This window comes from Paraburkholderia ginsengisoli NBRC 100965 (assembly GCF_000739735.1).
GTDB lineage: Bacteria > Pseudomonadota > Gammaproteobacteria > Burkholderiales > Burkholderiaceae > Paraburkholderia > Paraburkholderia ginsengisoli.
Genome location: NZ_BBJF01000018.1, coordinates 35,921 through 53,983 on the forward strand (window position 1 = coordinate 35,921; position 18,063 = coordinate 53,983).

14 protein-coding genes are annotated in these 18,063 nt (G+C 64.6%); 5 read left to right on the forward strand and 9 right to left on the reverse strand.

What is annotated here, in order from left to right; genetic code table 11:
• The first annotated feature begins 12 nt into the window (after nucleotides 1-12).
• Genes folK through panB form a run of 3 tightly spaced genes read left to right on the forward strand, consistent with a single transcriptional unit; the run spans nucleotide 13 to nucleotide 2,088 of the window.
• Entirely contained in the window at nucleotides 13-558 is a 546-nt protein-coding gene (gene folK, locus BGI01S_RS22880) for a 2-amino-4-hydroxy-6-hydroxymethyldihydropteridine diphosphokinase (RefSeq protein ID WP_042328364.1), read from the forward strand.
• Nucleotides 555-1,235, forward strand: a complete 681-nt coding sequence (locus BGI01S_RS22885) for a deoxynucleoside kinase (RefSeq protein ID WP_042328365.1) — start codon at nucleotides 555-557, stop codon at nucleotides 1,233-1,235. The genes folK and BGI01S_RS22885 overlap by 4 nt, the downstream gene beginning before the upstream one ends.
• A gap of 37 nt (nucleotides 1,236-1,272) precedes the next feature.
• Nucleotides 1,273-2,088 carry a 3-methyl-2-oxobutanoate hydroxymethyltransferase gene (panB, locus tag BGI01S_RS22890; RefSeq protein ID WP_042328366.1) on the forward strand — a complete coding sequence of 272 codons (816 nt, stop codon included), beginning with the start codon at nucleotides 1,273-1,275 and terminating at the stop codon, nucleotides 2,086-2,088.
• Nucleotides 2,089-2,213: 125 nt separating this feature from the next.
• Here the strand turns inward: panB and BGI01S_RS22895 are convergent, their stop codons facing one another.
• The 8 genes from BGI01S_RS22895 to hrcA form a co-directional block, all read right to left on the reverse strand.
• A complete protein-coding gene (locus BGI01S_RS22895) occupies nucleotides 2,214-4,163 on the reverse strand; it encodes a chorismate-binding protein (RefSeq protein ID WP_042328367.1) in 1,950 nt (649 codons plus the stop codon).
• Between the two features lie 25 nt (nucleotides 4,164-4,188).
• Nucleotides 4,189-5,328 carry a molecular chaperone DnaJ gene (gene dnaJ / locus BGI01S_RS22900; RefSeq protein WP_042328368.1) on the reverse strand — a complete coding sequence of 380 codons (1,140 nt, stop codon included), beginning with the start codon at nucleotides 5,326-5,328 and terminating at the stop codon, nucleotides 4,189-4,191.
• Nucleotides 5,329-5,594: 266 nt separating this feature from the next.
• On the reverse strand, nucleotides 5,595-7,550 hold the full coding sequence (gene dnaK / locus BGI01S_RS22905) for a molecular chaperone DnaK (RefSeq protein WP_042328369.1): 1,956 nt from the start codon (nucleotides 7,548-7,550) through the stop codon (nucleotides 5,595-5,597).
• A gap of 153 nt (nucleotides 7,551-7,703) precedes the next feature.
• A complete protein-coding gene (locus tag BGI01S_RS22910) occupies nucleotides 7,704-8,144 on the reverse strand; it encodes a thioredoxin family protein (protein WP_042328370.1) in 441 nt (146 codons plus the stop codon).
• A 44-nt stretch (nucleotides 8,145-8,188) separates the two neighbouring features.
• Nucleotides 8,189-8,770: a nucleotide exchange factor GrpE gene (gene grpE / locus BGI01S_RS22915; protein ID WP_042328371.1), complete on the reverse strand. Its 582-nt coding sequence runs from the start codon at nucleotides 8,768-8,770 to the stop codon at nucleotides 8,189-8,191.
• 500 nt (nucleotides 8,771-9,270) lie between these two features.
• On the reverse strand, nucleotides 9,271-9,693 hold the full coding sequence (locus tag BGI01S_RS22920) for an RNA-binding S4 domain-containing protein (RefSeq protein ID WP_042328372.1): 423 nt from the start codon (nucleotides 9,691-9,693) through the stop codon (nucleotides 9,271-9,273).
• Nucleotides 9,694-9,701: 8 nt separating this feature from the next.
• Nucleotides 9,702-10,772: a ferrochelatase gene (gene hemH, locus BGI01S_RS22925; protein WP_042328373.1), complete on the reverse strand. Its 1,071-nt coding sequence runs from the start codon at nucleotides 10,770-10,772 to the stop codon at nucleotides 9,702-9,704.
• A gap of 201 nt (nucleotides 10,773-10,973) precedes the next feature.
• A complete protein-coding gene (hrcA, locus tag BGI01S_RS22930) occupies nucleotides 10,974-11,993 on the reverse strand; it encodes a heat-inducible transcriptional repressor HrcA (RefSeq protein WP_042328374.1) in 1,020 nt (339 codons plus the stop codon).
• Between the two features lie 342 nt (nucleotides 11,994-12,335).
• Here hrcA and BGI01S_RS22935 point away from each other — a divergent pair, with 342 nt between their 5' ends.
• Both BGI01S_RS22935 and recN read left to right on the forward strand, forming a co-directional pair.
• Nucleotides 12,336-13,238 carry an NAD kinase gene (locus BGI01S_RS22935; protein WP_042328375.1) on the forward strand — a complete coding sequence of 301 codons (903 nt, stop codon included), beginning with the start codon at nucleotides 12,336-12,338 and terminating at the stop codon, nucleotides 13,236-13,238.
• Nucleotides 13,239-13,320: 82 nt separating this feature from the next.
• Nucleotides 13,321-14,991, forward strand: coding sequence for a DNA repair protein RecN (recN, locus tag BGI01S_RS22940; protein WP_042328376.1), 1,671 nt, complete (start codon nucleotides 13,321-13,323; stop codon nucleotides 14,989-14,991).
• A gap of 162 nt (nucleotides 14,992-15,153) precedes the next feature.
• Here recN and glnE read toward each other — a convergent pair whose 3' ends face one another.
• Nucleotides 15,154-17,982 (reverse strand): bifunctional [glutamate--ammonia ligase]-adenylyl-L-tyrosine phosphorylase/[glutamate--ammonia-ligase] adenylyltransferase, encoded by a 2,829-nt coding sequence (gene glnE / locus BGI01S_RS22945; RefSeq protein WP_084585475.1) that lies wholly within the window; start codon nucleotides 17,980-17,982, stop codon nucleotides 15,154-15,156.
• Nucleotides 17,983-18,063 lie beyond the last annotated feature (81 nt).

Sequence of the window (18,063 nt, forward strand, 5' to 3'; positions counted from 1 at the left end):
GGAAGTTATGCCATGACGGTTGCTTATCTTGGCCTCGGCGCGAATCTCGGGGACGCGCGCCAGACCCTGAAAGACGCAGTGGTGTGCCTCGCACAACAGCACACCATCTCCGTGCTCGCCAAGTCGAGCCTGTATCGCACTGCCCCGATCGACGCGGGCGGTGACGACTATTTCAACTGCGTCGTGAAAGTCGAGACGACTCTCCCCGTGCGGCATCTGCTCGCGCTGTGCCACAAGATCGAGCATCAGTTCGGCCGCGAGCGGCCGTTTCGCAACGCGCCGCGAACGCTCGATCTGGACATCCTGCTTTATGGCGACCAGTCGATCGACGAAGCCGATCTGATCGTGCCGCATCCCCGCTTGACCGAACGCGCGTTCGCGCTGGTCCCGCTCATCGAAATCGACGCGGCGCTGGTCATTCCGCAACACGGCCGTGCCGATGCGCTGCTCGCCGGCGTCAGCGATCAACGCATCGAGAAAGTGAAGGGCCCGTGTCAGTGCCCGATGCTCAATGCATTGACTGGCGGCGCCACCGCCGACAAAGGCCGCTGCGAATGAGTTCACCTCCACTTACGGTCACCGCGCCGCAACTGCGTCCTCCGTTCGGTTATCTCGCAATCGAAGGGCCGATCGGCGTCGGCAAGACTTCGCTCGCGCGACGGCTCGCACAGCGCTGGTCGATGCAGGAATTGTTCGAGCGACCGCAGGACAATCCGTTTCTCGAACGCTTTTATCGCGACACCGCGCGTTACGCGTTGCCCACGCAATTGCACTTCGCATTGCAGCGCGCGCAGCAGGCGCAGGAAGTGAACGCGGCGCACGGCTCGGGCACGCCGCTCATCGCCGATTTCATGACGCAGAAGAACGACATCTTCGCGCGTCTGACGTTGCAGGAAGACGAGTGGCAGTTGTATCGCGCGCTCGCGGCGCAGCTCAACGTCAGCGCGCCGGCGCCGGATTTCGTGGTGTACCTGCAGGCCAGTCCCGAGGTGCTGTTCGCGCGCATCCAGAAGCGCGCGGTGCCGATGGAGCTGCAGATCTCCGACGCGTATCTGCGCGCGCTATGTGACGCGTACAACGAATTCTTCTATCACTACGACCGCACGCCCGTGCTGACGGTCAACGCCGAACATCTGAATCCGCTCGATTCCGACGCGGACCTTGCGCTACTCGCCGAACGCATCGAAACCATGCGCGGTCGCAAGGAATTCTTTGTCAAAGGCACGTCGCTCTAAGCGGCGCGGCCACCTCTTTTTTCCATTGGATTGACCCATGACCTATTTGCAGGAAGCGAGCCGGAACGCGGTCACCGTGCCGAAACTGCAGGCGATGCGCGACGCCGGCGAAAAAATCGCGATGCTCACCTGTTACGACGCGAGCTTCGCGGCGCTGCTGGATCGCGCCGGCGTCGACGTGCTGTTGATCGGCGATTCGCTCGGCAACGTGCTGCAAGGGCAGACGACCACGCTGCCGGTATCGCTCGCGGACATCGCCTATCACACGGCCAGCGTGGCGCGGGCGCGGCCCGCGGCACTGGTGGTCGCCGATCTGCCGTTCGGCACCTACGGCACGCCGGAAGACGCGTTCCGTAGCTCGGTGGAATTGATGCGCGCCGGCGCGCAGATGGTAAAGCTCGAAGGCGGCGAGTGGCTCGCGGAAACGGTGCGCTTTCTGGTCGAGCGCTCGATTCCGGTGTGCGCGCACGTCGGCCTCACGCCCCAGTCGGTGCATGCGTTCGGCGGCTTCAAGGTGCAAGGCAAGACCGAGGCGGGTGCCAGCCAGCTGCTGCGCGACTCGCTCGCCGTGCAGGCAGCAGGCGCGCAGCTGATCGTGATGGAGGCGATTCCGACACAGCTCGCGAGCGAAGTCACGAAGCAGTTGCGTATTCCGACGATCGGAATTGGCGCGGGGCTCGACTGCTCGGGTCAGGTGCTGGTGCTGCACGACATGCTGGGGATTTTCCCCGGCAAACGGCCGCGCTTCGTGAAGGATTTCATGCAGGGGCAAGTCAGCATTCAGGCCGCTGTGGAAGCGTATGTGCGCGCGGTGAAGGACGGTTCGTTCCCTAGCCCTGAGCACACGTTCTGATGCGTGCGTCGCCTCGCCGAACGGCGGGGCGCTGGTGCGTTTGGGTCATTGGTTTTTTGTCGGTGCGCACGCGGCGCATTTTTTGATGCACGCGTGCGGCTTCGTTCCCCTTCTTCGTCCGTGTTCTAGCGGACTAGCCGCGCCTCTAGCGCGCCGCGCAATGCATTGCAGATCAGCAGTGCTTCAGCGTTCAGCACGTCCGCCTGGGTCAGGATTTTTTCCGCCGCTTGCAGGCCCGACGCTTCTTCGAGCAATACGCTTCGCATCACACCGGGCAGCACGCCCGACGCGAGCGGGGGCGTCCACCATCGTCCCGCCAGCTTTACGAACACGTTCGACCGACCGCCTTCGGTCAGTTCGCCCCGGTCGTTGAAGAACAGCGTATCGAACGCGCCTTTCGCCTCGGCTTCGCGCCAGCCGCGGTCGTAGTCGGCGCGACGGGTGGTCTTGTAGTGCAGCAGCGGGTCGCCGGCTTCGGTCGCGAGAAACGCGTGGTCAGGGCCGAGCAGTACGCCGACTGTCGAGTCGGCCAGCGGCATCAGGACCGCGGCGCCGACGTGCACCGTGCCGTCCTTGCTCAGCGCCAGTCGCATGCGATGCGGAATCTGCGCCGGCAGCGACGCGCACTGCGCGGCGATCTGCGCGCGAATCGCGTCGATGTCGTCCAGTCTGAAGCCAAGCGCTGCGGCGCTCGACGCGAGCCGTTCGAGGTGACGCGTTAGATGCCGCACGCCCTCTTCCCGCGTCGCGTACATCGTTTCGAACAGTTCGAAGCCCGGGTCGGCGCCGGTCAGGAATCTGGCTTTCAATCGACACTCCGCGTATTCATCGGCAGCCACGCTGTCGAGGACGATCCCCGCGCCGATGCCCATCGTGCCTTGCAGACCGCCCGTTTGCGCGGACCGCTTCAACGTCAGGGTACGGATGGCGACGGACAGGCAGAAGTCGCCGCAAGCGGAGTCGTTCGTGGAGGCCGGGCCGGCAATGGTTGATGCGCCAGCGGCAACGGCATCGGCATCCGCACGAGTCGCGCCCGAGGGCGCATCCAGCCACCCGATCGCGCCGGTATAAAGACCGCGCGGCGTGCTCTCGAGCTCATCGATCAGCTGCATCGTGCGATGCTTCGGCGCGCCGGTGATCGAGCCGCACGGAAACAGCGCGCGCAGGACGCCGGCGAACGATGTACCGGCCAGCAACGTCGCTTCGACGGTCGAAGTCATCTGCCAGACCGACGCGTACGGTTCCACCGAAAACAGCGCCGGCACCTTGACCGAACCCGTCTGCGCGACGCGCGACAGGTCGTTGCGCAACAGATCCACGATCATCACGTTTTCGGCGCGGTTTTTCGGATCGTGGCCGAGGAACTCGGCGGCGTGCCGATCGGCGGCCGGTTCGTCCGAACGCGGCGCGGTGCCTTTCATCGGGCGCGCGCGCAACCGGGCGCCGTGCTTCTCGACAAAGAGTTCCGGCGAGCACGACAACACCCAGCGATCATCCGGCAACGCGATGAACGCGCCAAACGGAACCGGCTGACGCGCCCTCAACCGCCGATAAAGCGCGGTAGGCGAGCCGAACACGTCGAAGCCGAGCCGGTACGTGTAGTTGACCTGATACGAATCGCCCGCGCACAAGGCGGCATGGATCGCGTCGATCGCCGCGTCGAATTGCGTGGGATCGACGCTCGCGCGCACGTTGGCCGTACCCGCTATCGACGGCTGCACCGCTCCGCCGTCGCGCTCCATGAGCCACGCGTCGACCTCTTCACGCGAACGTGGCACGCAGCGTTCGAACAATAAAAAACGCAGCGAGGCATCGCCACGCTGCGTTTTCAGAGGCCGGCTCACTTCTGCGCCGAGGAGAAGCGTCCGGCCAAACTCATAGTCGGCGAGCACGACGGCATGCAGACCCGCCCGCGTATCGGCAACGACGCTCTCACACACGGCGTCGAGTTGCGCGGCGTCCGCGCAAACCCGTTCATGCACAAACCCCGTGTACAGGCGACTCGAACGGCGCACGGCCGTCGCGTCGCAATCGTCGAGCAGTGCGAACACCGCGTCGCGTTCATCTGCCGTCATGCTTACCGCCAACTTCAAACCGCCATTAATCGAAGAAGCTCTTCACCCGATCGAACCAGCTCTTGCTTTGCGGGCTATGCCGCGAGCCGCCTTCCACCAGCGCTTTTTCGAACTGCTGCAACAACTCGCGCTGCGTGTCGTTGAGCTTGACCGGCGTCTCGACCTGCACGTGCACGTACAGATCGCCGGCAATGCTCGATCGCAGCCCCTTGATGCCCTTGCCGCGCAGACGGAACGTCTTGCCCGACTGCGTGCCTTCCGGCACCGTGAAGCTGGCGCGGCCGGCGAGCGTCGGCACTTCGATTTCACCGCCGAGCGCCGCTGTGGTGAACGGAATCGGCATCTGGCAATGCAGATCGTCGCCGTCACGCTCGAACACCGAGTGCTGCTTGATGTGAATTTCGACGTACAGATCGCCCGACGGACCGCCATTGATGCCCGGCTCGCCGTTGCCGGCCGAGCGAATGCGCATGCCGTCGTCGATACCTGCCGGGATCTTCACTTCGAGCGTCTTGGTTTCCTTCACCTTGCCCGCGCCGTGGCAGTGGCCGCACGGATCGGGGATATAGGTGCCGGTGCCGTGACACTTCGGACAGGTCTGCTGGATGCTGAAAAAGCCTTGCGACATCCGCACCGAACCCGAACCGCTACAGGTCGGGCAGGTTTCCGGCTTGGTGCCGGGCTTCGCGCCCGAGCCGTGACAGACTTCGCACGAGACCCAGCTCGGCACGCGAATCTGCGTGTCGTAGCCGTGAGCGGCCTGCTCAAGCGTGATTTCCATGCTGTAGCGCAGATCGGCGCCGCGGTACACCTGCGGGCCCGCACGGCCGCCGCCGCGCGCGGCGCCACCGGCCGCCTGGCCGAAGATGTCGCCGAAAATATCGCCGAACGCATCGGCAAAGCCGCCGAAGCCTTGCGCACCGCCTGCGCCCATATTCGGATCGACGCCCGCGTGGCCGTACTGATCGTACGCGGCACGCTTTTGCGAGTCCGACAGCATTTCATAGGCTTCCTTCACCTCTTTGAAATGCTCTTCCGCATCCTTGTTGCCCGGATTGCGGTCGGGGTGGTGCTTCATCGCGAGCTTGCGATAAGCCTTCTTGATTTCGTCGTCGCTCGCGTTCTTTGCGACGCCCAGAACCTCGTAGTAATCCCGTTTCGCCATATCGGTTCAACGCCACTCGCGCAATGCGACGCGGTGGCTCCTCTTGAATGCTGGAGTCTCACGACTCGTCCGGCCGCTGTTTTTACCCGCTTTGATACGGCTCAAAACAACGCCCTCCATAAAACAAATGTGCCCGGAGAGCCCCAAAAGGCTCGCCAGGCGTGATAACCGCTCTTGCACGTCGGTCGTCCGGATGGACGCGGCCTTGTGCAGCCGGGCCGCGCACATCGCTGTGCACGGCTTTACGGTCGAAATACGACCTGGCTTTAGTCCTTCTTCACTTCCTTGAACTCGGCGTCGACCACATCGTCCTGCTGCTGGCTCGCGCCACCTGCTGCCGATGCGCCCGCACCCGCCGCGCCCGCTGCCGCAGCTTCCGCGCCTTGCGCAGCCTGCATGTCGGCGTACATCTTCTCGCCCATCTTCTGCGAGGCGGTTGCGACCACTTCGATCTTCGCTTCGATCGCGGCCTTGTCGCTCGAACCGCTCTTCAGCGTTTCTTCGAGGTCCTTCAGCGCGGCTTCGATCTTTTCCTTCTCGCCCGCTTCCAGCTTGTCGCCGTATTCGGTGAGCGCCTTCTTCGTGCTGTGGACCAGCGCGTCGCCCTGATTGCGGGCATCGGCCAATTCACGCAGCTTGTGATCTTCTTCAGCGTTCGCTTCGGCGTCCTTCACCATCTTCTCGATTTCAGCTTCGGACAGACCCGAGTTCGCCTTGATCGTGATGCGGTTTTCCTTGCCGGTCGCCTTGTCCTTCGCGCCGACGTGCAAGATGCCGTTCGCGTCGATGTCGAAGCTCACTTCGATCTGCGGCGTGCCGCGCGGTGCCGGCGGAATGCCTTCGAGGTTGAACTCGCCCAGCAGCTTGTTGCCCGCCGCCATTTCGCGTTCGCCCTGGAACACCTTGATCGTCACGGCGCCCTGATTGTCGTCAGCCGTCGAGTAGACCTGTGCGTGCTTGGTCGGGATCGTGGTGTTCTTGTTGATCATCTTCGTCATCACGCCGCCGAGCGTTTCGATGCCGAGCGACAGCGGGGTCACGTCGAGCAGCAGAACGTCCTTGCGGTCGCCCGACAGAACCTGGCCTTGAATCGCGGCGCCAACGGCGACGGCTTCGTCCGGGTTCACGTCACGGCGCGGATCCTTGCCGAAGAATTCCTTAACCTTTTCCTGCACCTTCGGCATGCGAGTCATACCGCCGACCAGAATCACGTCGTCGATTTCGCCGACCTTCACGCCTGCGTCCTTGATCGCGACGCGGCACGGCTCGATCGTGCGTTCGATCAGCTCTTCAACCAGCGCTTCCAGCTTCGCACGCGTGATCTTCAGGTTCAAATGCTTCGGACCCGATGCGTCGGCCGTGATGTACGGCAGGTTGATTTCGGTCTGCTGGCTCGACGACAGTTCGATCTTTGCCTTTTCAGCCGATTCCTTCAGGCGTTGCAGCGCGAGCACGTCCTTCGACAGATCGACGCCCTGCTCTTTCTTGAACTCGCCGATGATGTAGTCGATGATGCGCTGGTCGAAGTCTTCACCGCCGAGGAACGTATCGCCGTTCGTGGACAGCACTTCGAACTGCATTTCACCGTCGACGTCCGCGATTTCGATGATCGACACGTCGAACGTACCGCCGCCCAGGTCATACACCGCGATCTTGCGGTCGCCCTTTTCGGCTTTGTCCAGACCGAACGCCAGAGCCGCTGCGGTCGGTTCGTTGATGATCCGCTTCACTTCCAGCCCGGCGATGCGGCCAGCATCTTTGGTTGCCTGACGCTGGCTGTCGTTGAAGTACGCGGGAACCGTAATCACTGCTTCGGTGACCGGCTCGCCGAGGTAGTCTTCAGCGGTCTTCTTCATCTTGCGCAGGACTTCCGCGGAGATTTGCGGCGGCGCCAGCTTCTGATCGCGCACTTCGACCCATGCGTCGCCGTTGTCGGCCTTTATGATCTTGTACGGCATCAGGCCGATGTCTTTCTGCACTTCTTTTTCTTCGAAGCGGCGGCCGATCAGACGCTTGACCGCGTACAGCGTGTTCTTCGGGTTCGTGACCGACTGACGCTTCGCAGGTGCGCCGACCAGAATCTCGCCGTCTTCCATGTAAGCGATGATCGACGGCGTGGTGCGCGCACCTTCCGAGTTCTCGATCACCTTGACCGAATTGCCTTCCATGATCGCCACGCACGAGTTGGTCGTGCCGAGGTCGATGCCGATGATTTTGCCCATTTTTTCTAATCTCCTAACTTTGATCGCTGCGGGAATCGCCCTGTTTGCCCATCCGGCGGTCAGGCGATCCGCTCTCAATTCATACCTGCACTCAACATAAGTGCGTCCGCATCGTTTTCAAGACCTCTTTTACGATGCGGTCTTTAATTTTTTTCAATCGGGCGAACTTTTGTCCGAATCCGTTCCATCGACCTGGGTGCCACGTGCGGCATCGGCGGCCCGAATCTTGTCCCGCGCCGCCGCAACCGCCGCCTCGAACTGCCCGAGGCCGTGCCAGCCGGTTGCCCGCCCGAGCCGCTTGCCACGGTAGAAGAAGAACCAGGTGGGCACTCCGTGCAGCATGAAGCGCCGGCCCAGCTCGCGATGCTCGTAGACATTGCTGTGAAACCATTTGAGGTCCAGCGCGCGGATCGCGTCCGGCTGCGCCAGCATCGCCTTCTTGGCGATCTCGCAGTTGAAGCAGTCGAGACCCCAGAAAAACACCACGGCAGGCTCATCCCCGGCTTCGGCGAGCTCAGCATCGAACGAGTCGGCGCTGAGCTCCTGCATGTCGAAGACGCCAAACGCGGTTGCGTCGACGGGAATATTGGCCATCGCGGTGCCTGCCAGATGGAAAGGCTTGCGACGCTCTGTGTCGCTTACTTCGGCGCCGCGACCGTCACGAGTGCGGGACGCAGCACGCGGTCGGCGATCACGAAGCCTTTTTGCAGCACGGCGACGACAGTGTTCGGCTCCTGATCGGCCGGCACCATCGAAATGGCCTGATGGCGATGCGGGTCGAACTTCTCGCCGACCGGGTTCAGGGCGACGACGCGGCCCTTCTCAAGCGCGCCGGTCAACTGACGCAGCGTCAGCTCGACGCCTTCGCGCACTTTCTGTAGATCGTCGGACGAGTGAGCGACGGCCGCTTCGAGGCTGTCGATCACCGGCAGCAGATGCTCGGCGAAACTTTCGATCGCAAACTTGTGCGCCTTGGCCACGTCTTCCTGAGCGCGACGGCGCACGTTCTCGGTCTCGGCCTTCGCGCGCAGGAAGCTTTCCTGCAGATCGGCGATCTTTGCCTGCGCTTCGGCCAGCGCGGCCTGCTCGGCGGTTGCCGGCGCGTCCGCTGCGGCGTTCGCAGCCGAATCCTGGGAGGCCGCGGCCTCGGCGGCCTGGCGCGCGGTTTCGTCGGCGGGCGTGGGGGTCTGGCTCGTCGGGTTCTCTTGCGTGTTTTCCATGTCGCTGAAAGTCGTTAAAAAGTAAAAACCAACGGTGGCGGGAGCGGGTGAAACTTATCGCAATTTATACGTTGCAAAATCGCGACAGGCGGCTCGACTCGCAACCGCATATCAACACGGCAGATGGGGCCGGAAGCACCCGTTTCAAGCGGCTCTGCACGTTCTTTTCGCGCCGTCTACGCACGGCCGAAATGCGCCGTAACAACGATCAATGCAGGGCGATCAGATTGAGATTGAGTGCGGCCGACAAGTGGCCTATGCTCCAATAAAGCATCGGAAAAGACACGTTAACCCTAATCTAACGAAAGCCTTACCGACATTTTCAATTCAACCCGATTCGCCCGTTTTCAAGTATCGAATCGTCCGAAGGGGGAGTACCGTGAAACTGACCGTTGCAATTGGGGTGGTCGCATTGGTACTGGTTGCGGGCACCACGACCATCTGCATGTCCGGCGCGGTTAATGACCACACGACCGAGTATGGCGGCGTGCACCAACTGTTCAATCCCCACCTGAACAATCCCCACCTGAAAATCTGTCGATAGTGCGCCGGTCGCGCTTGGTCGGCCGGCCGTGCAACTCGGCGGCCGGCTCGCGATACGTCCTGCGCCGCTCCTGCTCGACCTGTCGTTTCACCTTGCTTTCCTCGGTCTCCGCATAGAGCGTCTGCGCGACGCTCGCGGGACCGCGCACGTCGCATACGCCCAGCACTTGCACCTGCCAGACGATCCGCTCGATTTCGATCTCGACGAGGTCGCCGACCCGCACGTCCTTGGCCGGCTTGACGCCGGCCCCGCCGATGCGCACATGCCCTTTGTCGACCGCGTCCGCCGCGAGCGAGCGCGTCTTGAAAAAGCGCGCCGCCCATAGCCACTTGTCGATGCGCAGCTTCGCGCCGGCGTCGGTGGAAATCTTGTAGTTCATGAGCCTGTTCAAACTCCCGCGGTTTGCGGCACCGGCACCGCCTGCACCGGCCAGCCCTGCAGATTCTGCGCGACGATCTCGCCGAGCGCGGCAATCCACGGCTGCGAAGCGTTCACGCAGGCAATCCGGTGAAACTCCTTGCCGCCCGCATGCAGGAACTCGTCGCGCACTTCCATGCCGATTTCTTCAATCGTTTCAAGGCAGTCGGCGGTAAAGCCCGGACAGAACACGTCCGCGCGCCGCACGCCCGCCGCACCCAACTCCTTCAACGTAGGCGCCGTGTACGGCTGCAGCCATTCGGCCTTGCCGAAACGCGACTGGAACGTGATCCGGCATTCCACCGGCGTCAACCCAAGAGCCTGCATCAACAGCGCGCCGGTCTGCTGGCACTGCTCGTGGTACGGGTCGCCCAGATCCAGCGTTCGCTTGGGCACGCCGTGAAAACTCAGCACCAGCTTGTCGCCCGCCGCGAAGTCTGGCCGGCCGTGCTGATGCCAATACTGATGCACCTGGGCGGCCAGCGCCGCGATGTACGCCGGATGGTCCGCGTACTGGCGCACCGTGCGGATTTCCGGCTGATTGCGCATGCGCTTGAGGGCGGAAAAGGCGTCGTCGAACGCGGTGGCCGTGGTCGACGACGAGTATTGCGGATACATCGGCACCAGCAGCACCCGCTCCGCGCCCGCCAGCTTCAACTGGTTCAGCATGGCCGGAATACCCGGCGTCCCGTAGCGCATCGCGTAGTCGACCAGCACCGTGTAGTCGTTCAGATGCAGCAGATGACGCAATCCCTCCACCTGCTTTTCCGTGTACACGCGCAGAGGCGAGCCTTCGGGCATCCAGACCGCCGCGTACTTCTTCGCGGAGCTACGCCCGCGCAACGGCAGGATCAGTAGCCGCAGGATGATCTGCCACAGCAACGCCGGAATTTCGACCACTCGCGGATCGGACAGGAACTGCGCGAGATAGCGGCGCACCGCGCGCGGCGTCGGCGCGTCGGGCGTGCCGAGATTGATCAGCAGCACGGCGACGCGATGTGAGGTGGCGTTCTGGGAAGGCCGCTCGAGGTCGAAGCGCATAGGCAGCGGAAGTCACCGCTTTACGCGGAGAGTCGATTCAGTGGAGATTCATTATAGCGGCGCGGTCTCTTGTCAGGTCCGCCGCCGCCCCTGGCCGTTCGGCCGATTGGCAAGCGGCGCGCGCTCACGCATCATGGGCAACAAGGTCCGCCGCGGCGTAACTGAAGGGAGTGGCAAGAAATGACGAGAAACGGCGGCCCGCTATTGCTGGCTCAGGGTCAGCGAAAGCAGACGCGCGGTGATGTCGACGATTGGAATCACGCGGTTGTAGGCCATGCGGGTCGGCCCGATCACGCCGAGCGTGCCGACGATCTTGCCGTTCACCTCGTACGGCGCGGTGACGACGCTCATCTCTTCGATCGGCACGAGGTTCGACTCGCCGCCGATGAAAATCTGCACGCCCGCCGCGTGACTCGACACGTCGAGCAATTGAAGGAGGCTGGTCTTCTGGTCGAACACGTCGAACAGCTTGCGCAGGCGCGCCATGTCCGACGAGAGGTCGGCGACTTCGAGCAGGTTGCGCTCGCCGGAAATCAGCACGGTCTCACCGGTGTCGGATTCGTCGGTGCTGGCCGTGACGGCCGCGTGCATCAGCGTGGTCATGTCGCCACGCAGTTCGTCGATCTCTTCGCGCAGGCGGCGGCGCACGTCGTCGAACGAAAGGCCGGCGAAGTGCGCGTTGATGTAATTGGAGGCTTCCACCAGCTGCGACGGCGAGAAGTCGCGCTGGGTCGCCATGATGCGGTTCTGCACGTCGCCTTCGGGCGTCACGATGATCAGCAGGATGCGCTTGTCGGACAAACGCATGAACTCGATCTGCTTGAACACGTGGCTGCGCCGCGGCGTGAGCACGACGCCGGCGAACTGCGACAGGTTGGACAGCACGCTGGCCGCCGCCGCGACGATCTTCTGCGGCTCGCCCGCCTGCAGCGTGGTCTTGACGGCGCGCATCACCGCTTCTTCGTCGGCCGCGGACTCCACCGTCAGCATCGTGTCGACGAACAGGCGGTAGCCGCGCGGCGTGGGAATGCGGCCCGCGGAAGTGTGCGGACTGATCACGAGCCCCAGGTCCTCGAGATCGGACATCACGTTGCGGATCGTTGCCGGGCTCAGTTCGAGGCCCGAGTAACGCGACAACGTGCGCGAGCCGACCGGCTGACCTTCGGCGATATATCGCTCAATCAGCGTTTTGAGGAGGGTTTGTGCGCGAGGATCTAGCATGACGAAAAATTTTAGCTTAATGCCGGGACGACCGCGAGCGCTAACGGCGCCCATCCGTGACGAATGCGCCACTGTCTGCCTCGGTACGGCGTGCTCGACGCTCCAGCACGGAGCCGCGCACCCAGCCGGGCGCCACGCCGGTCTCCGTTTGCGCCCAATTTCCGGCCACCGTCGGCGCGCGTCGACCGGCAGCCCGCCGCCCCACTTCGAGCGGCGCGCCTGTCATCAAGGCTTCACCATTCTAACGATAATCGCGGCATGCGCCGGCCACCCCCACGAGCCGGTCCGCCACCGGGTCTGTCTGCGGTTCTTTTCAGGCCCCACCTATGGTGTAATGCCGGCATGCAAGTGACCAGCCAGTTCAAGACCGTCGCGCTCGTCGGGCGCAACAATACGCCAGGCATCGGCGAGCCGTTGACCGCGCTCGCTTCGTGCATCGCGAAGCGCGGGTTCGAAGTCGTGTTCGAAGCCGAAACCGCCGCCGAAATCGGCGTCACCGACTACCCGGCGCTGCGTCCCGCCGAGATCGGCGCGCGCGCCGACGTCGCGGTGGTGCTGGGCGGCGACGGCACGATGCTCGGCATCGGCCGGCAACTGGCGCCGTACCGCACGCCGCTCATCGGCATCAATCACGGGCGGCTGGGCTTCATCACCGACATCCCGATCTCCGACATGCGCGAGATCGTGCCGCAAATGCTGGCCGGCAATTTCGAACGCGAAGAACGCGTGCTGCTCGAAGCGCGGATCATGCGCGATGGCAATCCGATCTACCACGCGCTGGCCTTCAACGACGTGGTGGTCAACCGGAGCGGCTTTTCCGGCATGGCGGAACTGCACGTCTCGGTGGACGGGCGCTTCATGTACAACCAGCGCTCGGACGGCCTGATCGTCGCCACGCCGACCGGCTCGACCGCTTACGCGTTGTCGTCGCAGGGGCCTATCCTGCATCCGCAACTGCAGGGCATCGTACTCGTGCCAATCGCGCCGCACGCGCTGTCGAACCGGCCGATCGTGCTCCCGGACGACTCGAAGGTGAGCATCCAGATCGTTTCCGGGCGCGAAGTGAACGTCAATTTCGACATGCAGTCGTTCACGTCGCTGGAGTTGAGCGACACGATCGAAGTGCGCCGCTCGCGTCACACGGTGCCGATGCTGCATCCGGTCGGCTACAGCTATTACGCGACGCTGCGCAAGAAGCTGCACTGGAACGAGTATCCGTCGCACGAAGAAGATCCCAAGCCCTGAGCGGCGAAGTCACGCTGGAACGCCCAAGCCCAAGCGACCGCCGCTGCCGAAACCTGAACTTCAAGCTCATCAGACGACCTCCATGCTTCGCCACCTCTCGATACGCGACTTCGTCATCGTCGCCGCGCTCGACCTCGAATTCGACAGCGGCTTTACTGTTTTCTCGGGCGAAACCGGCGCCGGCAAGTCGATCCTGATCGACGCGCTGGCGCTCGCGCTCGGCGCGCGCGCCGACGCGAACGTCGTGCGCACCGGCGAGAGCCGCGCCGACATCACCGCCGAGTTCGAGACCCATGCGCAGGTCGAGCAATGGCTCGACGAGCAGGCGCTCGGCGCGACCGCCAACAGCGACGAGCACGACGGCACCGTGATGCTGCGGCGCGTGGTGGACGCCAATGGCCGCTCGCGCGCGTTCATCAACGGCACGGCGGCGACGCTTACGCAATTGCGCGAGGTCGGCGAGATGCTGGTGGACATTCACGGCCAGCACGCTCACCAATTGCTGATGCGCCCCGATGCGCAGCGCGAACTGTTCGATACCCATGCTGGCCTGTCCGACACCGCGGCCGCCGTCACGCGTGCGTGGCGCACGTGGCGCGAGAAGGTGCAGGCGGTCGAGCACGCTCAGACGCGCGACCGCGAGTTGCAACTCGAACGCGAGCGCCTCGCGTGGCAGCTCACCGAACTCGACAAGCTCGCGCCGCAGCCTGGCGAATGGGAAGAGGTCAATAGCGAGCACCGTCGTCTGTCGCACTCCGCGAATCTGATCGACGGCGTGCAAGGCGCGCTCGGCGCGCTGTCCGAATCCGACGAGGCGATGATCACGCACCTTGCTGCGATCGTGTCGAAGGTGCGCGACCTCGCCGAGATCGACCCGGCGCTGAACGACGTGCTGGCCGCGCTCGAACCCGCCGAAATCCAGCTGCAGGAAGCGGCCTATTCGCTGAGTCATTACGCGCAGAAGCTCGAACTCGATCCGGACCGGCTCGCGCAAGTCGAAAAGCGCCTCGACGCGCTGCACTCGGCCGCGCGCAAATTCCGCCTGCAGCCGGAAACGCTGCCGGAGGAACACGAAGCACGGCGCGCACAACTGGCCGCGCTCGACGCCGCCGCCGATCTCGACAGCCTGCACGCCGCCGAAGCCAAGGCCAAAGAGGCGTTCCTGAGCGAGGCGAAAAAGCTCTCGAAGGCGCGCGCCAAAGCCGGCAGCGCGCTGGGCGCGGCGGTCACCACCGGCATGCAGGAGCTGTCGATGAAGGGCGGCAGCTTCGAAGTCGCGCTGGTGCCGCTGCCCGAAGGCGGCGCGCATGGCCTGGAGCAGGTCGAGTTCCGGGTCGCCGGTCATGCCGGCGTGCCGCTGCGGCCGCTCGCCAAGGTCGCCTCGGGCGGCGAACTCGCGCGTATCAGCCTGGCGCTCGCGGTCATCGCCAGCGCTGCGAGTCCGACGCCCACACTGATCTTCGACGAAGTGGATACGGGCATCGGCGGCGGCGTCGCCGAGGTGGTCGGGCGGCTGTTGCATCAACTCGGACAAGCGCGCCAGGTGCTGTGCGTGACGCACTTGCCGCAAGTCGCCGCGCGCGGCGATCACCACTTCCAGGTGGCGAAGGCCGGCAACGGCCAGGGCGGCACGGTGAGCAGCGTGACCTCGCTCGACAAGGCGAGCCGCGTCGAGGAAGTCGCGCGGATGCTCGGCGGACTGGAAATCACCGCGACCACCCGCAAGCATGCGAAGGAAATGCTGGCCGCCTGAAACGACGCGGCCGGGAAAGCGCTCACCTAGCGCTCATCCCGGCCGTTTGCCCTACTCGCGCGTGCAGCGCGGATAGCGCGGGCGATCAGAACAACGCGGCGCAACACGGGCAAAAGGCAACACAACCCGCGTCGCCCCGCTCTCAGGTCACGCAACGACGCCTCACCCGAACACCCGCTTCCACAACGCCAGCACCGCTTGCCGCTCGGTGACGACCAGCGCCGGATCGACCCGTGCCTTCTCCATCCCGTCCAGGCGCAGCTTGTGCTGCAACTTGCGGTACGTGCGATACGCCGCGCCGACCGTCTCCGCTTCCTCCTCGCTCATCAGTCCGAAGCGCGACACTTCGCGCAGCAACGCGATGTTGCCGGTATTGCGGATCAGCTCTGGATCGCTCGCCGCGTGCAACAGCACCCAGTACTGCACGGTGAATTCGATATCGACCATGCCGCCGCGATCGTGCTTCAGATCGAACAGCGCGGGCGTATGGTTCGGATGCCCCGCCTCGACGCGTGCGCGCATCTCGACGATCTCCTTCGCGAGCGGCGCCGCTTCGCGCGGCGTGGTCAGCACCTGCTCGCGGATGGCCTCGAATTTCGCGCCGATCTCGGCATCGCCCGCGCAGTAACGCGCACGGCTCAGCGCCTGGTGCTCCCAGACCCATGCGGTGTTGGCCGCGTCGCCTTCACGCAGCTGGTAGCGGCGGAACGCGTCCAGATCGGTGACGAGCAGACCCGACTCGCCGTTCGGCCGCAAGCGCAGGTCGACGTCGAACAGCGTGCCCGCGCCGGTCGCGGTGGTCAGCCAGGTAATCAGGCGGCGGGTGTAGGTCGCGTAGACATCGGCAGCGGCGTCGTCGGGATCGTCGTACAGGAAGATCACGTCGAGGTCGGACGCGTAGCCCAGTTCCTTGCCGCCCAGCTTGCCGTACGCGATCACCGCGAAGCGCGGCACGTCGCGGTGGCGCTTCGGCAACTGGTTCCAGACGGCCTGGAGCGTGACGTCGAGCACCGCGTCGGCGAGTTCGGACAGCCGGTCGCTCACGTGCTCGACGCTCAGCTTGCCGGCGAGATCGATCAGCAGAATGCGGAACACCTCGGCCTGGTGCGCGTGGCGCAGCAGATCCATCTGCTGCTCGACACCATCGGCGGCCGCGAGCCGCAGGCGCAGCGTGCGCTTGAACTCGGGCCAGTCGAACGGACTGTTGATCGCTTCGGCGTCCAGCAGCTCGTCGAGCAATTGCGGATGGCGAATCAGGTAGCCGGCCGCCCAGCGCGAGCCGCCCAGCACCGAGAGCACCTGATGCAACGCCTGCGGATATTCGGTCAGCAGCGCGAGGTACGCGCCGCGTCGGCTCACCGCTTCGAGCAGATCGAAGAAGCGCGCGACCGTATCGCCGCGTCGCTCGGCCGGTTCGAGCGTACGCGCGGCTTCCAGCGCGCGCTGCGCGACGATGTCGAAGCGTTGCCGGCTGCGCTCGGCGAGCCCCGCGTAACGCGACGACTGCCACACCGCGCGCAGACGCGCGAGCAGCTCGCCCGGCTCGGCCACGCCGAGTTCGATCAGGCGCGCGCGCAATGCTTCGTCGGCGCTGTCGTCGGCAAGCGCGCTGCTCCATACCCATGCGGCGGCGCCGTCTTCGGGGGCGCCGCAGCCGTCGCGGCCGCTCACCTTGTCGGCGAAAATCTGGTCGAACTGCTGTTCGACGAATTCGCGATGCGCATCGAGCTTCGCCATCAGCACCGTGTAGTCGTCGCAACCCATCGTGCGGGCGAGTGCTGCGCGCTCTTCCGGGTCGACCGGCATCGCGTGGGTCTGCGCGTCGTTGCGGTATTGCAGACGGTGTTCGAGTTCGCGCAGAAAACGGTAGGCGGCCGAGAGCCTCTCGCACACCGATGTGTCCAGCAGCCCATGCGCGGCTGCGTGGCGCAATACGGCGAGCGTCAGCCGAACGCGAAAGCCCGCGTCCTGGCCGCCGCGAATCAGCTGGAACACCTGCGCGCTGAATTCGATTTCACGGATGCCGCCACGTCCGAGCTTGATGTCGTCGGCCTTGTCGGGCCGCATCGACGCGCGACGCTGCGCCTCCTGGCGAATCTGCAAATGCAGCGCACGAATCGCGCTGATCACGCCAAAGTCGAGATAGCGGCGATAGACGAACGGCGTGACGATCGCGTCGAGCTGCTTCTGCAAGCGCTGCGCGGCATCGCTCATGCCTTCCGACACGAGCCGGCCCTTGATCCACGCATAGCGCTCCCACTCGCGGCCCTGCACGTAGAAATACTCTTCGAGCATGCCGAGGCTGCACACGAGCGGCCCCGAGTCGCCGTTCGGCCGCAGGCGCATGTCGACGCGGAACACGTAGCCGTCGGCGGTCACTTCGGCGAGCGCGCCGATCAGACGCTTGCCGAGGCGCGTGAAGAAGTCCTGCGTCGCGATCGGCGAACGCTGGCCGCCCGCCGTCTCGCCGTCCTCTTCATAGACGAAGATCAGATCGATGTCCGACGACACGTTCAGCTCGCGCCCGCCCAGCTTGCCCATTCCCACGACGCCGAGTGCGAGGCGCTCGCCCTGCGGACCGCGCGGCTCGCCGTACAGCGTTTCCAGCTCGGCGGACAGCACCGTGAGCGCGCGCTGGATCGTCGTCTCCGCCAGATCGGTCATCGCGCCGGTGACTTCGGCGATGTCCGCCTTGCCCGCCAGATCACGCTCCATCACCGCACAGAACACCTCGGTGCGCAGTTGGCGCAAGGCCCGTTTGAGTGCATCCTCGTTCAATGGCGTGCCAGCCGCGTCGGCGCACAACGCGTCGAAACGCGCATCGATGCGCGCGCGGGTCAGCGGCGCGGCCGCCAGTGCTGCCACGTGCGTCACGAGCGACGGACGGGCCGCCGCAGCGCGCGCGGCGTAATGTGAATAGCTGGAACTCGGGAGTGTGGCGTCAGTCATCAAAGGTCTGGCTCGCTCATTGCTTGGATAGCGTGGTTCAATTCGCTGTAACACTGCGGCCCGGCGCTTCGGCGCAAGCGCCGGAACGGCGTGCAGACAGGGTTTGCCGGAAGTCCGCCGACC

Bases quoted from the DNA above. Each gene is read 5' to 3' on its own strand.
- folK (WP_042328364.1), top strand. From the start codon at position 13: ATGACGGTTGCTTATCTTGGCCTCGGCGCGAATCTCGGGGACGCGCGC.
- BGI01S_RS22885 (WP_042328365.1), top strand. From the start codon at position 555: ATGAGTTCACCTCCACTTACGGTCACCGCGCCGCAACTGCGTCCTCCG.
- panB (WP_042328366.1), top strand. From the start codon at position 1,273: ATGACCTATTTGCAGGAAGCGAGCCGGAACGCGGTCACCGTGCCGAAA.
- BGI01S_RS22895 (WP_042328367.1), bottom strand. From the start codon at position 4,163: ATGACGGCAGATGAACGCGACGCGGTGTTCGCACTGCTCGACGATTGC.
- dnaJ (WP_042328368.1), bottom strand. From the start codon at position 5,328: ATGGCGAAACGGGATTACTACGAGGTTCTGGGCGTCGCAAAGAACGCG.
- dnaK (WP_042328369.1), bottom strand. From the start codon at position 7,550: ATGGGCAAAATCATCGGCATCGACCTCGGCACGACCAACTCGTGCGTG.
- BGI01S_RS22910 (WP_042328370.1), bottom strand. From the start codon at position 8,144: ATGGCCAATATTCCCGTCGACGCAACCGCGTTTGGCGTCTTCGACATG.
- grpE (WP_042328371.1), bottom strand. From the start codon at position 8,770: ATGGAAAACACGCAAGAGAACCCGACGAGCCAGACCCCCACGCCCGCC.
- BGI01S_RS22920 (WP_042328372.1), bottom strand. From the start codon at position 9,693: ATGAACTACAAGATTTCCACCGACGCCGGCGCGAAGCTGCGCATCGAC.
- hemH (WP_042328373.1), bottom strand. From the start codon at position 10,772: ATGCGCTTCGACCTCGAGCGGCCTTCCCAGAACGCCACCTCACATCGC.
- hrcA (WP_042328374.1), bottom strand. From the start codon at position 11,993: ATGCTAGATCCTCGCGCACAAACCCTCCTCAAAACGCTGATTGAGCGA.
- BGI01S_RS22935 (WP_042328375.1), top strand. From the start codon at position 12,336: ATGCAAGTGACCAGCCAGTTCAAGACCGTCGCGCTCGTCGGGCGCAAC.
- recN (WP_042328376.1), top strand. From the start codon at position 13,321: ATGCTTCGCCACCTCTCGATACGCGACTTCGTCATCGTCGCCGCGCTC.